A 15,463-nucleotide genomic window follows, 5' to 3' on the forward strand; every position below is an offset into this window, starting at 1 on the left:
AAACCTCCGAGCCCTTCCGGGCAAGCGGGAATTGGCCAGCGCGCTCGTCAGGCCGGAATCTGGTTGAACGGCACGCCCTTGTCCGGCCGGTGGTCCTGCGGCAGGCCGAGGATCTTCTCGGCAATGGTGTTGAGCAGGACCTCGTCCGAACCGCCGGCGATGCGGCCGGTGGGCGCGTTGATCCAGCTGGTCGTCCAGTTTTCCTTGACGAAGGCGTGCTCGTCGAAGGCGAAGCTGGAATTGCCCTGCAGGTCCATCGCCATCTCGGACAGCTTCTGGCGGCTGCGCACTGCGACCAGCTTGTTGAGCGAGCCTTCCGGCCCAGGCTCCATGCCCGCCTGCATCATCATGAAGTTGCGGGTGGTGATCGAGTCGAGCCCGGCGCGCATCGCATAGTTGCGGGCGATGGCCGAGCGGACACGGGCGTCCTTCAGTGCGGGGCGTTCGTTCACCTCGACCTCGCGGGCGAGATCGACGAACAGGTCGAGGTTGGGGCCGAACCCGCCGCTGTCGGTCGCGATGTAGCGCTCGATCATCAGCGTGGCGATCGCCACGCCGAAGCCGCCGCCGACCGGGCTCATCCGCTGGCTGTCTTCGAGGCGCACATCATCGAAGAACACCTCGTTGACGTGGCTGTCGCCGCCCGCCAGCTTGATCGGGCGGACGTCGACGCCGGGGGCCTTCATGTCGACCCAGAAGTAAGTCAGGCCCTTGTGCTTCTCGACCGTGGGGTCGGTGCGCACCACGATCACGCCGTAGTCGCTGTACTGCGCCCAGCTGGTCCACAGCTTCTGGCCGTTGAGCTTCCAGCCGTTGCCGTCCTGCTCGGCGCGGGTGCGCAGGCCCGCAAGGTCGGAGCCGCCGGCCGGTTCGGAGAACAGCTGGCACCAGATCTCCTCGCCGCGAAGCGCCTTGATCACGCGCTCCTTCATGAACTCCTTGTCCGCGCCGAAGCGGATCAGGATCGGGATCGGCATGCCGAGCGAGATGCCGAAATAGACGTTCGGCACGCCGAACTTCATCTCCTCCTGCTCGAACGCAACCTTTTCGAGGTGGGTCAGGCCCTGGCCGCCGACTTCGACGGGCCAGTTGATGCCGGCATAGCCCGCGTCGTACTTGGCTGCCTGATAGCGGCGGCCGAGCGCGAGGTCGTCCTCCACAGACAGGCCGCGCCGGGCCTCCTTGCCGAACGTGGGCGCGACCGATTCCAGCCAGCTGCGCGCCTTGAGGCGGTAGGTTTCGAGATCGCTCATGCCGCAACTCCCGTCAGTTCTTCGACCAGAATATCTTCCCAGAACAGCGAATTGCCCAGCTCCACCGCCAGGCTGCGACTGCGCCGCATGTGAAGGTGGAGGCCGGTTTCCCAGGTCACGCCGATGCCCCCGTGGATCTGGATCGTGTCGCGCGCGCCGGTGTCATAGGCTTCGGTTGCCGAAAGCCGCGCGGCGGCGGCCGCTTTGAGAAAATCGGCCTGCCCTTCGCGGGAAGCCGCGTGAATGCAGTTGGCGCGGGCCAGCTCGACGAGGCCGTAGAGCTCGGCGATGCGGAACTTGACCGACTGGAACGCGCCGATCAGCTGGCCGAAGGCGCGGCGGGTGACGGCATAGTCGCGGCCGATGAACAGCAGCGCCTCGGCCCCGCCGACCTGCTCGTGCGCGGTCACCACGGCCATCCGGGCGAGCACATCCATCGCGAGGCTGCGCGCGGCTTCCCCCGAGGCAAGGACGGTCGCCGGGGTGCCGGCAAACGCCAGGTCGGCATAGCCGCGGCTGTTGTCGTAGCTGTAGATCGCGTTGCGCGTGGTGCCGGACAGATCGGCCAGCACCAGCACCGGCGCGCCGTTCTCGCTCGCCCAGACCACCGCGGCGTGGGCATGCAGTCCGCCAGTCACGCCGGGCTTTGTCCCGTCGAGCTTGCCGTTTGCAAAGGCTACCGAAGGCCGGGCCGGGAGGACCGCGTTGCCTTCGCCGAATGCCACCGTGGCAAGCGCCTCTCCAGACGCGAGCTTCGGCAGCCATTCGCCTTTGACGCCGGAATCGTCGGCGGCGAGGATCGCCTGCCCGGCACCGTAGCCGATCGACAGGAACGGGGCGCCCGCGGTCGCCGCCCCGGTCGCCTGCGCGACGAGGCCAAGCTCGGTCAGGCCAAGGCCCAGCCCGCCAAACTCTTCCGGCAGGGCGAGGGCGGTCCAGCCCTGCTCGACTGCCGTTTCCCAGAACGTGCGGTCGTAGTCGCCTGTGTGCTCGAGCAGGCCAAGCAGCCGCTCCTTGCTGGTCCGTGCATCCAGCACGCGGCGCGATTCGGTCGCGATCGCCTGCTGGCCTTCATCGTAAAGCATCGACATTCGTGCTTCCCTCATCCCGGTTCGAGCGTTTCGCCCTGCGATTCCGCTGGCTATGCTACCGTGCGGTACATGGCAAGTGGGACTCGCAGCCCGCTTGACCAGTTATATAACCAGGTTATTTAGCTCAAGGATGAACTTCGACCTTTCCGACGAGCAGAAGATGCTGGCCGAGCAGGCGCGCGCCCTGCTGGCCGAGCGTACGCCCTACGATCGCCTGCGCAAGCTGATCGATTCGCAGGCCGAGTGGGACGAGCCGCTGTGGCGCGAGCTGGCGGAGATGGGCTTCCTCGGCGTGAGCCTGCCCGAAGAGCACGGCGGGCTCGGCCTGTCGGCGCTCGACTGTGGGGTGATTTCAGAAGCGCTCGGTGCGGCCAACGCGGCGGTGCCGTTCTTCTCCTCGATCGTGCTCGCCGCCGATGCGATCCGGCTGGCGGGGAGCGAGGCGCAGAAGGCCGAATGGCTGCCCAAGCTGGCGAGCGGCGAGGTCGTCGGCTGCTTCGCCCACGCCGAAGGTCCGGGGCCGGTGCTGGGCAGGACGGTCAAGCTCACAGGCACCTCTCTCGACGGGACCAAGACGCCCGTCGCCGATGCCGGAGTCGCGCAGATCGCGGTGGTGCAGGCGGGGGACAGGCTGGCGCTGGTCGGGCTCGACCAAGCGTGCGTGACCCGCACCCGCCTCGAGAGCTTCGACCAGCTCCGCCCGCACTACCGGCTCGATTTCGCCGGGGCCGAGGCGCAGGTCCTGCGCGGCAGCAACGCGGCGATGATCTCGACCCTGCTCGACCGCGCCGCGGTGCAGGTCGCGTTCGAGAGTGTGGGTGCGGCGCAGGCCTGCCTGACGATGGCGCGGGACTATGCGCTCGACCGGCAGATCTTCGGCCGCCCGCTCGCCGGATTCCAGGCTATCAAGCACAAGCTCGCCGATCTCGCGGTGGCGACAGAACTCGCCCGCTCCAACGCCTATTTCGCGGGATGGGCGGCGGATTCATCGGCGGATGACCTCCCCGGCGCGGCGGCGGCGGCGCGGCTTTCGGGGATCAAGGCGTTCGAGATGGGCGCGCGCGAGAACACCCAGGTCCACGGCGGGATCGGCTACACCTTCGAGGCGAACTGCCACTTCTACTACCGGCGCGAGCGACTGCTGGCGGTCAACATCGGTAATCGCGGGTTCTGGGCTGACCGCCTGCTCGCCGCGCAGCCCGGAAGCCAGGGAAAGACGGCCTGACATGGATTTCAACGACACCCCCGAAGAAGCCGCCTTCCGCGCCGAAGCGCGCAGCTGGCTTGCCGTTCATGCCCCGGCGCATGCGATGCCTTCGGGCGTCAAGATCCCCGACGACGAGGAAGCCGCCCGCGGCCGGGCGTGGATGCGCGAGCTCTACGACGGCGGCTGGGCCGGGCTGACCTTCCCCAAATCGCTCGGCGGGCGCGGCCTGTCGGGTGCGGAAGCGGTGATCTTCGCCGAGGAGGAAGGGCGCTACCACCTGCCAAAGGGGCCGTTCACCTCGATCGGTACGGGGATGGCGCTCCCCGTGATCGCCAGGCACGGCACCGAGGCGCAGCGGCAGACATTCATCGAGCCGACGCTGAAGGGCGAACTCACCTGGTGCCAGCTGTTTTCCGAGCCTTCAGCCGGGTCCGACCTCGCCAACCTGCGAACCAAGGCCGAACGCGCCGACGACGGTTCGGGCGACTGGATCGTCAACGGCCAGAAGGTCTGGTCGAGCTGGGCCCACCTGACCGACTGGGGCATTCTCGTCGTTCGGACCGATCCCTCGCTGCCCAAGCACAAGGGGCTGACTTTCTTCGTCGTCGACATGAAGACGCCGGGGATCGAGACCCGGCCAATCCGGCAGATCTCGGGCCTCAGCGAGTTCAACGAGACATTTCTCACCGACGTCCGCATCCCTGACGCCAACCGCATCGGCGCGGTCGGCGAGGGCTGGGCCTGCTGCATGACCGTGCTGATGGGCGAGCGGCTCGGCTCGGGCGCACATCGCAGCGGGATCGTGCCCTTGCTCGACCTCGCGGGCCGCACCCCCGATGCGCATGGCGGCACGTTGCTCGACGACCGCGCGGTGCGCCAGCAACTCGCCGAGGCGCTTGCCGACGAGCAGGGCGAACGCTTCTTCCAGGCGCGGCTGCGTACCATGGTCTCGAAGGGCGAGAACCCCGGCGCGCTCGCCGGGATGGTCAAGCTCGCCTATGCCGGGCGGGCGCAAAAGGCGTTCGGGTTGGGCCTGGAACTGCGGGGGCTCGACGCGATCGCCCCCGATCCCGCCGACACCGCGACGATCGACCTGCAGTACGACTACATCTATTCGGTCGTCATGCGCATCGCCGGCGGGGCGGACGAGGTCCTGCGCAACCAGATCGCAGAGCGCGTGCTGGGCATGCCCGGCGAAATCCGGATGGACAAGGACGTGCCGTTCGAGACGCTTCGGTAGTTGCCAGCGCGGCCCGCCGGGTGCAGCCTAGCGCCATCCCAGGTAGTGCCAGAGGCCGTTCATGTTGACCCGATCCCTGCTCGAAGACGCGCGCGGCATTGCCGACCGAATCGTCTCGCTGCGCCGCGACATCCACGCCGAGCCGGAACTCGGCCTGCACAACCCGAAAACGCGCGACAAGGTTCGTGCCGCGCTGGCCCACCTGCCGCTGGAGTGGCGGGAAGGACCGTCGACCTCGGGCCTCGTCGCTACGCTGAAAGGCGGGGCGGGGCCGGGCCGCAGCGTACTGCTGCGCGGCGATACCGATGCGCTGCCGATGCCGGAGGAGACCGGGCTCGACTATGCCTCCAGGGTTCCCGGGGCGATGCACGCCTGTGGGCACGATAGCCACACGGCGATGCTGGCGGGGGCCGCCGAAGTGCTGTGCGCGCGGCGCGAGTCGCTCGCCGGCGAGGTCCGCTTCATGTTCCAGCCGGGCGAGGAAGGGCACCACGGCGCGCGTTTCATGCTCGATGACGGGCTGCTCGATCCGCTCCCCGAGGCCGCCTTCGCATTGCACATCATGCCCAACAGCCCGCACGGCCTCGTCGCCGGGCGCGCCGGGCCGCTGATGGCCTCGGCCGACGAGTTCGACATCACCGTCAAGGGCGCGGGCGGTCATGCCTCGATGCCGCACCAGACGCTCGACCCGGTGCCGGTCGCGGCGGAGATCATCACCGCGATCCAGGCGATGGTGACGCGCAAGTTTCCCGTTGCCGATCCGGTGGTGGTCACCGTGGCCAAGCTCCAGGCCGGGACGACGCACAACGTCATCGCCGACACGGCAACGCTGCGCGGCACGATCCGCACGCTGTCCCCGCACAACCGAGCGGCGATCGGCGAAGCGCTCGACCGGCTGGTCCACGGCATCTGCGCCGCGCACGACATGGCCGGCGAGGTCCGGCTCAAGCAGGGCTTCCCGGTGACGGTGTGCGACTCGCGCGCGGTCGACCTGGGGCAGGCGGTGGTTGCAGACCTGTTCGGGGCGGAGCGGTTCCACCCGCTGGCCGCGCCGATCATGGGCGCCGAGGACTTCTCCTATGTGCTGGAGAAGGTGCCGGGGGCGATGTTCTTCCTCGGCGTCAGCCACGAAGGCGTCGATTGGCGCCAGTGCTGCGGGATTCACTCGACACGCATGGTCCTCGACGAAAGCGCGATGCCGCTCGGCACGGCGCTGCTCGCGGGTTGCGCCGTGCGGTTTCTGGAAAAGGGGTTTGCATGATCTGGTGGGGTGGAGTTTTGCCGTCGCTGGAACGTCTCGATCAGACCGGCAAGAGCGCCCTTCCGGCACACCTCGGGATGGAATTCCACTCCGTCGGGGATGACTGGATCTGTTGCCGAATGCCGGTCGACGATCGGACGCACCAGCCTTTCGGGAGGCTCCATGGCGGAGCCTCTGTGGCGTTGGCCGAGACGGTAGGATCAATGGCAGGGGCGATGGTGGTCGATCCGGAGCGGTTCGTTACCGTCGGCATGGAGATCAACGCCAACCACCTGCGCCCGGCCTATTCCGGCTGGGTCTATGCCACCGCGCGGCCCGAATCGCTGGGCCGGACGGTGCAGGTCTGGTCGATCCGCATCGAGGACGAGGCGGGCAAGCTCGTGTGCATCTCGCGCTTCACCGCGGCGGTGATTTCGCTGGAGAAGCGGTAGCGCTTACGCGGCACGCCGCCGTTCGTCGGCAGCCTTTGCCAGCACCGGTGCCAGTTCCTTCTTGAGGATCTTGCCGTTGGGGTTGAGCGGCATCTCATCAAGCACGACCAGCGTGCGCGGAACCTTGTTGTCGGCGAGCTGCTCGCGGCAGAAGGCAATGATTTCGTCCGGGGTCGCGGTTTTGCCCGGGCGCAGGGTCACTGCTGCCGCGATATCCTCGCCCAGCACCTCGTGCGGCACGCCGACGACGGCGGCTTGCTGGACCGAGGGGTGGAGGTGGAGCGCGGTCTCGATTTCCAGCGGAGTGATGTTGTAGCCGCCGCGGATGATCAGCTCCTTGGATCGTCCGGCCATGATGAGGTCGCCGTCCTCGTCGACGTAGCCAAGGTCGCCGGTGCGGGTCCAGCCGCCTTTGAAGGCGATCGCGGTCGCTTCCGGATCGCCCCAGTAGCGGCGCGGGTGCTTCTGCTTGCCGAAGATTTCGCCGACCACGCCGGGCCGGGTGATGACGTTGCCGTCCTCGTCGCGCAGTTGCATGTGCGGCGGGAGCTTGCCGACGCAGCCGGGCTTGAGCACCTGGTTGTTGCTGCTGGTGCCGATGCCGATGCCGCCTTCGGACATGCCATAGGAGTTGCGCATCCGCACGTGCGGCCAAAGCGCCAGCGCACGCTTGACCGAATCGTGCGGGAGCGGCGCGGTGCCGGTCATCAGGTACTTCACACCGGCGAAGTCGTAATTGGCCACATCGGGATGATCGAGCACCAGTCGCAGCATCGACGGCACGAGGTAGACGAGGTTGGGCCGCTTCTCCTTGACCAGTTCGAGGAATCCCTTCGGCTCGAACCGGGGCTGGGTGATCGCGGTCGCGCCGCCGCGCGCGGGCAGCATGACGATGCCGAGATTGCCGCCCGAGCCGGTCAGCGGCAGCGCGTTGAGCGTGGATCGCGAGCGGTCCATGTTGGTGCCGGTCACCCCGTTCATCAGGTCCGGATGCGAGACGACGACGCCCTTGATCTTGCCTGTGGTGCCCGAGGTACCGAGGATCTCGGCGTCGGCATTCGGATCGAGGCTCGACTGGTCGGGGAGCGCGGCCATGTCGCGCGGCATTTCGCCGACGGTCCAGCAGCCGTCGAGTTTGAGGCCGGCTACGACTTCCGGGACATCGGTGATGCACCAGCGCGGCGTGGTGAGCTCGGCGAACTCGGCGATTTCCTTGGGGCTGAGGCGGGTGTTGATCGGGCAGGCGATCCCGCCGGCGCGGAACACCGCGAACACCGCGATCGCCATCTCGACGGCGTGCCCGTTGCTGATCGGCAGGAACACGCGGTCCCCCGGCCGCAAGCCCGCCGCGACGAGTCCACCGCCGACCTCGTCCGCCTCGCGGTCCCACTCGGCGAAGGTGATCTGCCGGCGCGTATCGTCGTGCGCTATCTCGTCGCGCTGGTGGACAGCACGAACCTTGAGCGCATCGCTGATACGGCGAACTTCGACCATTCCTGCAAACCCCTTGCCACGTTCCGCGGCTTTTATTACCTAGTTATACAACTCGGCACAAGGGAGCAGGACGTGAGCGACGCAAAAACCGACATCAAGCAGAGCGAGGAATGGCAGAAAGCCACCGCTTACGAGATTCTCGACTCGGATATCGAGCGGCAGCGCAAGCTGATCGGCTTCGAGGAGCCTTCGAAGTTCGCGCAGTACGTCCGGACCTTCAGCGAGGACTCGATTCGCAACTGGGCCTATGGTTGCGGCGACGATAATCCGCTGTTCACCGATCCGAACTACGCGAGGAAGACCCGCTGGGGCAGTGTGATCGCGCCGGGAATGATGGTCGGCCAGGTCAACAAGCCGCTCCTCGGCGATCCGGCGCCCGACGAGATCAAAGCGCTCAAGAAGAGCCTGTTCCGCGGTATCCACGTGTTTGTTTCTGGCTCGGACTGGGAATTCTATCGCCCGGCTTATCCCGGCGACAGCGTTTACAGCTTCTCCGGCGAGGAAAGCTGCGAGGTCAAGCAGTCGGAATTTGCCGGCCGCTCGGTCATCAACGTAAAACGACACGTCAACATGAACCAGCGCGGCGAGGTGCTGTCGGTCTACCGCGTGCTCAGCGTGCTGACCGAGCGCAAGACCGCCGCCAAGAAGGGTAAGAACCTGTCGATCCAGCCGGCGACCTGGACCGACGAGGAGTTCCAGGCGATCGAGGATATCTATGCCGCCGAGCAGGTGCAGGGCGGCACCAAGCGCATGTTCGAGAGCGTCGAGACGGGCGACTCGCTCGGCCTGCAGGCCAAGGGTCCGCTGACCGTGACCGACGTCGTTTGCTTCCACGCAGGCGGCTATGGCTTCGTGCCTTATGCACCCACCGTCGGCCGGCGCGCGCACAAGAACCGCAAGCGGATCGCGCCGTTCTATGTGAAGAACGAGCACGGGGTGCCCGACGTCGCCCAGCGGCTCCACTGGGACCCGGTGTGGGCGCAGGCGATCGGGAACCCGATGGCCTATGACTACGGGGTCATGCGCGAGAACTACCTGTGGTGCTATCTCAACGACTGGGCCGGTGATGACGCGATCATCACCCACGTCCATGACGAGGTCCGCAAGTTCAACTTCATGGGCGACGTCCAGAAGGTGACCGGCGAGGTCCTTGCCAAGCGGCAGGATGCAGGCAACGATGTCGTCGACGTCGCGGTCAAGTTCACCAACCAGCGCGGCGAGGAAACGGTGCGCGGCACCGCGACGATTGCGCTCCCCAGCGCCAACCGCCCGCTGCCGCTCTATCCGCCCGTGCCTGACGCGCTGTCCGAAAAGGCGGCGCGGATGATGGCGCGGCACTGGGAACTGGGCGGGGATTGATGGCTGACGAAGTCCTGGTCGAAAACGAGGGCGGGGTGAGGGTGATCACCCTCAACCGCCCGGACCGGCTCAACGCGCTCAACAATACGATCATGATCGACCTCGTGGACGCGGCCGCCGATGCGGCGCGCGACGCTTCGGTCGGTTGCGTGGTGGTGACCGGGGCGGGCCGGGGGTTCTGCTCGGGCGGCGACCTCAAGGGCGGCGGGCGCTCCGTCATGCCGCCGAATCCCGAAACCGGCTCGCGCACCGAGCAGGGTTTCGCTCGCCTGCGCGGGTTCATGGAGACGGCGCGACTGCTCCACGAAATGCCCAAGCCGACGATCGCCATGATCAACGGGCCCGTGGCCGGCGCGGGCATCGGCATCGCGGGGGCATGCGACCTGCGTTTCGCCGCGCGCTCGGCCACGTTCCTGACCGCGTTCTCGAACATCGGTGCCGGCGGAGACTTTGGCGCGACGTGGTTCTGGACCAAGATTGTCGGCACCGGCGTCGCGCGTGAACTGTTCCTGCTGGGCGAAAAGCTGAGCGGCGAGGAGGCGTTTGCCAAGGGCCTCTACACCCGCCTGTTCGATGACGGCGCGCTGCGCGAAGAAACCATGAAGGCCGCCCAACGCCTCGCCAACGGGCCGCGCATGGGCTTCCGCTACATGAAGCAGAACCTCAACAACGCCGAAGACTGGGCGTTCGAGGCGGCGCTCGACGCCGAGGCACTGAACATGACGCTGTCGACCAGCGCCACCGCGGCGATCTGGAGGGAAGCGCAGAAGGGCAAGGACGGCTAGCTCCTCGCGCCGGGCGGTAGCGCCTTGCTCTCGTGCCCGGGCGCGACGAAGATCGTCTGGAAACCGCGCGCGTATACGCCCTGCTCGTCGGCGAAGATCGAGCGGGCGGTGCCGTGGCCGTTGCCCGCCATGTGCGTCTCCGCGTCGAGCAGCAACCATTCGCCGACCGGCATGCGCAGGAACTGCACGGTGATGTCGAGATTGGCGAAGCTCCACTCGGCGGCGTTGGTGGCGCTGCCGAAGCCGTTGCCGTAATCCGCGAACAGGCAGGCGGCGACGAAGCGCGAAGGCTGGCGACCTCGCACGACCTGGCCGTCCAGCGCCAGCCACGAAACGCCGCGCCCGGGATGGCCGGGCGAGCCGGTCACCGGCTTCATCCGGACGGCACCGGCCATCCCGGCCCGGACTGGGACCAACCCTTCGGCGACCTCGGCGGGGGGCGGATAGTCATGCGGCACCGCGTGCACCGGCGTCTCCATGCGACGCACCCTGAGGACATGCGCCTGCGCCACCTCGCGGTCGGCGGACTGCATGACGATGCGGTGGAGCTTGGTCTGCCGCCCGTCGCGCATTACCTCGCGGTGAAGCCTGAGCGGCGCGTGAGGCACCTTGCCGAAGATGTCGACGGTGAACCGAGCGATTTCCATGTCGGCGAGCGCAGGATCTTCGGCCACGCTGGCGAGCAGCGCGCTGACCGGCCCGCCGGCCAGGGCATTGCGGTCCCACGGGCTGCGGGCGAGGCCGGAGGGGAGGTATTCCTCCTCGACATGGTCGAAATAGAACGGCGGCCAAGGCTGGTTCGGTTGGCTATCCATTACGCTTCGCAAATCTCCAGATGTTTGACCTAGTAATACAACTAGGTCATAGAAAGAGGCGAGTGCAAGCAGCCCAAACGGGAGACGGTTGTCAATGGACCTGAGCTATGGCGCAGAGGCCGAGGCGTTCCGCGGAGAGGTCCGCGCGTTCCTGAAGGCGCAGTGGCAGCCGGGCGAGCGCCGCGGCGCCGAGCTGCGCGAATTCGTCCGCGTCTTCCGCCGCGCGGCGGTCGAGGCGGGGTATCTCTATCGTTCGGTGCCCAGGCGCTACGGTGGGTCCGAACAGCCGGTCGACGTGATCCGCGCGCAGGTGATCCGGGAGGAGTTCGCCCGGATGCGCGCACCGATGGAAGTCGGCGGTAACGGGGTCAACATGACCGTGCCCACCCTGCTCGAGCGCGGGACGGAGGAGCAGAAGGACCTGTTCGTCCGCAAGACCATCGAGGGCGACTACATCTGGGGGCAGGGCTATTCCGAACCGGGATCGGGATCCGATCTCGCCTCGGTCCGCACCAAGGCCGAGCTGTCGCCGGACGGAACGAGGTGGATCATTAACGGCCAGAAGATCTGGACGAGCATGGGGATGCAGTCGACCCACATGTTCATGCTGGTGCGGACCGAGCCCGATGCGCCCAAGCACGACGGCATAACTTACCTGCTGATGGACCTGAACCAGCCCGGCGTGACGCGCCGCCCGATCCGCCAGATGACCGGCGAGCAGGGTGCGCACACCTTCTGCGAGTTCTTCTTCGACAACGCCGAGACTCCGGTCAGCTGGCAGGTCGGCGAACGCGGGCAGGGCTGGTATGTCAGCCGCACGACTCTCAAGCATGAGCGCGCCGCGATCGGCGGAGCCGACGGGCTCGGCCGCCAGTTCGCCAAGCTGGTCGAGCTCGCGAAGGACACCGGCCGCAGCAGCGAGCCGCTGGTGCGCGATGCGCTGGCGCGGATCGAGGGGCAGGTCATGGCCCACCGCTACACCAGCTTCCGGCTGTTCTCATGCCAGGCGGCGGGCGACGATCCCGGCCCCGTGCAACTGATGATGAAGCTGCTGCTGACCGAAATCGGCCACGAGATCGCCCTGCTCGCGCAGGAGCTGATCGGCGAGGAAGCGCTGGTCGAACCGGCCGAGGCCGGCGCGCGCGCCTTCACCGCCAAACGCGGCAACAACAAGTGGCTAGACCAGATCATGGGTAGCCTCGGCAACTCGATCGCCGGCGGGGCCTCCAACATCCAGCGCAACATCATCGGCGAGCGCGGCCTCGGCCTGCCGCGCGACCTCGCCATGTCGGCGGAGAACTAAGGCGATGCGCTTTCACCTGACGAGTGAGCAGGTCGCGATCCAGGACGCGGTGCGCGGCACGCTGGCGGACTGCTGGGGGATCGAGCGGCTTCACCGCATGGCCGACGACGACGCCGAGTTCGATGAGACCAGCTGGCAGGCGCTGATGGCGCTGGGCGTCGGCTCGCTGGCACTGCCCGAAGCGCAAGGCGGCGCGGGGCTCGGCCTGCTCGACGCCGCGTTGGTCTGCGAGGTCGCCGGCGAGGCTGCCGCACCTGGTCCGCTGATCGGCCAGGTCCTGACCGCGATGGCGATGGCCGCCAGCGACAATGCAGAGGCCAGGGTCCACCTCGCCGCCGTCGCCTCGGGCGAAGCGGTCGCGACGCTGGCGCTGGGGAGCGATCTTGTCCAGTCCGCCGGCGCCGCGCGGTTCTTCCTCGCGGGCGAGGGGGAAACGGGCTTGCGGCTGGTCGAGGCCGGGACGGGTGTCGCGATCGATCCGGTCGCGGCCACCGACCGCAGCCGCAAGGTTTCGCGCGCCACCTTCGGTCCCGATGCACACTCCATCGTGCTGTTCGCCGATGGCGACCCGCAGGCGCAGCGGCTGCGCGATGCCGCGCTAGTCCTGATCGCGGCCGACGCGCTCGGCGGGGCGCAGCGCGTCACCGACATGAGCGTCGAGTACGCCAAGACCCGCGAGCAGTTCGGCCAGCCGATCGGGCGGTTCCAGGGGCTCAAGCACCAGCTCGCCCACATGGCGCTCGACGTCGAACCGGCGCGCGCGCTGGTGTGGTACGCGGCCTATGCGTGGGACGCCGGCCTGACCGATGCGCCGCGCGCCGCGTCGATCGCCAAGGCGCATTTGTGCGACGTTTACGTGCGCACCACGCGTGCCGCGATCGCCGCGCATGGCGGGATCGGCTACACCTGGGAGTACGGGCTCAACTATTGGTTCCGGCGGGCCGTGCTCGATCGGGCATGGCTCGGTTCGCCCGCGCAGCACCGCGAGCGCGCTGCCCTGCTGGCCGGCTGGTAGGGGGACCAGGTGATAGATCCGCTCGAACTCGTCCCCGGCGTGCGGCGGATGCGGCCCGACGATCACTTCATGGTCCTGTCGGAGACCGACGCCTCGCCCATGCACATCGGCGCGCTGCTCCTGCTGGAAGTGGCGGACGACGAGAAGGCCGGGTTTGCCGAGCGCTTTCGTGTGCAGCTGGCGGCTCGCCTGCCGGCAACCCCGCTGCTGGCGCGGCTGGTGCAATCGCCCGAGGGTTACGATTCCGATGTCTGGTGCGCTGTCGCCGATCCCGGTCTCGCCCGGCAGGTCACCGTCGATGACGAGGCGTTTGCCGACGATGCTGCGCTATATCGCCGTGTCGCGCTGCGCAACATGGAGCGGCTCGACCTTGCCGACCTGCCATTTCGCGGGATCGTGTTCCCGAACATCGCGGGGAACCGGGTCGCGGTCTATTTCCGGATGCATCATTCGGTGGCCGACGGCATCGGCTTCCAGTCCGTCATGCGCTTGCTCAGCGACGAGACCGCGCCGGCCGCGCCGCGTGCCGTCAATGCGGCGTTGCCTGCACCTGACACGTGGCGGCAACTCGCGGACGAGCGCTTTGCCGCCGAGGAAACCCTGCGCGCCGAAAAATCCGCAGCGCGCAAGGCGGCACTGGCGACGCTGGCCGAGCTTGGCGACGAGCGCAGGCCCACGCCCGAACTCAGACTGTCGGGACCCACTTCGCGCCGGCGGGACTACGCGACGATCTCGGTCCCGGTGGACCGTTTCAAGGGCATCGCCAAGGCGCTGGGCGGGACGGTCAACGACCTGTTTCTGGCCTGCGGGGGCAGTGCCTTGCGGCGCTATCTGATCGAGATCGACGACCTCCCGGATGGCCCGCTGGTCATCAACTCCTCGCGCAGCTACCGCCGGGCCGAGCACGGTGCATTCGGCAACCGGATCGTCGCGCTGCACCCGCATCTCGCCACGCATCTGGGCGACCCGATGGAGCGCTTCCACGCGATCCGTGACGCGATGGCGGCGGAGATGCGGCGCACGCACCTCGATGAGGCGCTGCTCGATGCGCCGGAGAAGCCTTACGGTGCGCGGGATCGCCGCGCTGCCTTCGCGGAGCGGGCGGCCGGCGGGAAGCGCGTGCTGCCGGGCAACGTCACGCTGTCTAACGTGCCGGGGCCGGACGGCGAGGTGCACTATGCCGGACAGCGCGTGATCCACAACTTCCCCGTGCCGATCATCGGCAGCGGGCGGTTCCTCAACCTGACCTCCCGGCGCAGCGGCGCCAACCTCGACATGGGCCTGATCGTCGATGCCGAGAAAATTGCAGACGCTTCGCAGATCGCGCGCTACTTCCTCGTCGCTACTGAAGAGTACGAGAGGATTGCCGCGACATGAGCCAGTTTCCGCTCCCCAACTTCTCCATCGACCTCACCGGACGCGTTGCGCTTGTCACAGGGGCTTCGGCCGGGCTGGGCGAGCGGTTCGCACAGGTCCTTGCCGCAGCGGGTGCAAAGGTCGCGATCGCGGCGCGACGGCTTGACCGGCTCGAGGCGCTCGCCGCCAAGATCCATGCGGCGGGCGGCGAGGCCCTGCCGGTGGCCATGGACGCGACGGACGCAAGCTCGCTCGCGGCAGCGGTGCAGGCGGCCGAGGACGCCTTCGGCACGGTCGACATCCTCGTCAACAACGCCGGCATTCCCGATGCCCAGCGTGCACACAAGATCTCCGTGGACCTCTACGACCAGGTGACCGGCATCAACTTGCGCGCGCCATGGCTGCTGTCTTGCGACGTGGCGCGGCGGCTGATCGCGGCAGGCAAGCCGGGGCGGATCGTCAACATCAGTTCGATGGCCGCTTTCCAGTACAGCGGTAACGGGGCGGCGCTCTATGCCGTGACCAAAGCCGCCGTGGTACGGATGACCGAAGCGCTCGCGGTCGAATGGGCGCCCTACGACATCAACGTCAACGCGATCGCGCCGGGCGCCTTCCGCTCCGAGATGATGGACGGGATGATTTCACGCGTTGGGGACATGGCGTCGCATTTCGCCCGGCAGAGGTATGGCGATCCTGCACAACTCGACTCCACCCTGCTTTACCTCGTTTCACCGTCGTCCGATTTCGTGACCGGCGCGACGATCCGGGTCGATGACGGACAAAGTTCGACAAATCGGAGAAAATAGCGCGGCTTTTTCGTGTGTTCCGGAAACCTTTCCCGTACATTGCAGTT

14 protein-coding genes are annotated in these 15,463 nt (G+C 67.6%); 10 read left to right on the top strand and 4 right to left on the bottom strand.

All coding sequences use genetic code 11. From position 1 onward, the window contains the following. Positions 1–47 precede the first annotated feature (47 nt). Positions 48–1,253 (bottom strand): acyl-CoA dehydrogenase family protein, encoded by a 1,206-nt coding sequence (locus tag AC3WLD_RS08835; RefSeq protein ID WP_492556582.1) that lies wholly within the window; start codon positions 1,251–1,253, stop codon positions 48–50. After that, the gene (locus tag AC3WLD_RS08840) at positions 1,250–2,344 is read right to left on the bottom strand and encodes an acyl-CoA dehydrogenase family protein (protein WP_492556583.1); all 1,095 of its coding nucleotides are present in this window, start codon (positions 2,342–2,344) and stop codon (positions 1,250–1,252) included. Before AC3WLD_RS08840 ends, AC3WLD_RS08835 begins: the two co-directional genes overlap by 4 nt. A 130-nt stretch (positions 2,345–2,474) precedes the next feature. Here AC3WLD_RS08840 and AC3WLD_RS08845 point away from each other — a divergent pair, with 130 nt between their 5' ends. From AC3WLD_RS08845 to AC3WLD_RS08860, 4 genes are all read left to right on the top strand, one after another. Continuing rightward, the gene (locus AC3WLD_RS08845) at positions 2,475–3,569 is read left to right on the top strand and encodes an acyl-CoA dehydrogenase family protein (protein WP_492556584.1); all 1,095 of its coding nucleotides are present in this window, start codon (positions 2,475–2,477) and stop codon (positions 3,567–3,569) included. 1 nt (position 3,570) lies between these two features. Next, positions 3,571–4,791 carry an acyl-CoA dehydrogenase family protein gene (locus AC3WLD_RS08850; RefSeq protein ID WP_492556585.1) on the top strand — a complete coding sequence of 407 codons (1,221 nt, stop codon included), beginning with the start codon at positions 3,571–3,573 and terminating at the stop codon, positions 4,789–4,791. Between the two features lie 61 nt (positions 4,792–4,852). Next, positions 4,853–6,052 (top strand): M20 metallopeptidase family protein, encoded by a 1,200-nt coding sequence (locus AC3WLD_RS08855; protein ID WP_492556586.1) that lies wholly within the window; start codon positions 4,853–4,855, stop codon positions 6,050–6,052. A 77-nt stretch (positions 6,053–6,129) separates the two neighbouring features. After that, the gene (locus AC3WLD_RS08860) at positions 6,130–6,483 is read left to right on the top strand and encodes a hotdog fold thioesterase (RefSeq protein WP_492556740.1); all 354 of its coding nucleotides are present in this window, start codon (positions 6,130–6,132) and stop codon (positions 6,481–6,483) included. A gap of 3 nt (positions 6,484–6,486) precedes the next feature. Here AC3WLD_RS08860 and AC3WLD_RS08865 read toward each other — a convergent pair whose 3' ends face one another. Beyond that, positions 6,487–7,977, bottom strand: coding sequence for a class I adenylate-forming enzyme family protein (locus AC3WLD_RS08865; protein WP_492556587.1), 1,491 nt, complete (start codon positions 7,975–7,977; stop codon positions 6,487–6,489). A 72-nt stretch (positions 7,978–8,049) separates the two neighbouring features. Here AC3WLD_RS08865 and AC3WLD_RS08870 point away from each other — a divergent pair, with 72 nt between their 5' ends. Both AC3WLD_RS08870 and AC3WLD_RS08875 read left to right on the top strand, forming a co-directional pair. After that, complete coding sequence (locus AC3WLD_RS08870; protein ID WP_492556588.1) at positions 8,050–9,336, top strand: FAS1-like dehydratase domain-containing protein; 1,287 nt, start codon at positions 8,050–8,052, stop codon at positions 9,334–9,336. Then, positions 9,336–10,121, top strand: coding sequence for an enoyl-CoA hydratase/isomerase family protein (locus AC3WLD_RS08875; protein WP_492556589.1), 786 nt, complete (start codon positions 9,336–9,338; stop codon positions 10,119–10,121). Before AC3WLD_RS08870 ends, AC3WLD_RS08875 begins: the two co-directional genes overlap by 1 nt. Here AC3WLD_RS08875 and AC3WLD_RS08880 read toward each other — a convergent pair. Next, on the bottom strand, positions 10,118–10,936 hold the full coding sequence (locus tag AC3WLD_RS08880; RefSeq protein WP_492556590.1) for a thioesterase family protein: 819 nt from the start codon (positions 10,934–10,936) through the stop codon (positions 10,118–10,120). The two genes, AC3WLD_RS08875 and AC3WLD_RS08880, sit on opposite strands and share 4 nt — an antisense overlap. A 94-nt stretch (positions 10,937–11,030) precedes the next feature. Here AC3WLD_RS08880 and AC3WLD_RS08885 point away from each other — a divergent pair, with 94 nt between their 5' ends. From AC3WLD_RS08885 to AC3WLD_RS08900, 4 genes are read left to right on the top strand one after another with little or no spacing between them, the layout of a single operon-like run. Continuing rightward, the gene (locus tag AC3WLD_RS08885) at positions 11,031–12,239 is read left to right on the top strand and encodes an acyl-CoA dehydrogenase family protein (RefSeq protein ID WP_492556591.1); all 1,209 of its coding nucleotides are present in this window, start codon (positions 11,031–11,033) and stop codon (positions 12,237–12,239) included. Positions 12,240–12,243: 4 nt separating this feature from the next. Beyond that, positions 12,244–13,254, top strand: coding sequence for an acyl-CoA dehydrogenase family protein (locus AC3WLD_RS08890; RefSeq protein WP_492556592.1), 1,011 nt, complete (start codon positions 12,244–12,246; stop codon positions 13,252–13,254). 9 nt (positions 13,255–13,263) lie between these two features. After that, positions 13,264–14,631, top strand: coding sequence for a wax ester/triacylglycerol synthase domain-containing protein (locus AC3WLD_RS08895; protein ID WP_492556593.1), 1,368 nt, complete (start codon positions 13,264–13,266; stop codon positions 14,629–14,631). After that, complete coding sequence (locus AC3WLD_RS08900; RefSeq protein ID WP_492556594.1) at positions 14,628–15,416, top strand: SDR family NAD(P)-dependent oxidoreductase; 789 nt, start codon at positions 14,628–14,630, stop codon at positions 15,414–15,416. Before AC3WLD_RS08895 ends, AC3WLD_RS08900 begins: the two co-directional genes overlap by 4 nt. Positions 15,417–15,463 lie beyond the last annotated feature (47 nt).

This window comes from Novosphingobium sp. FW305-C-111 (assembly GCF_058783565.1).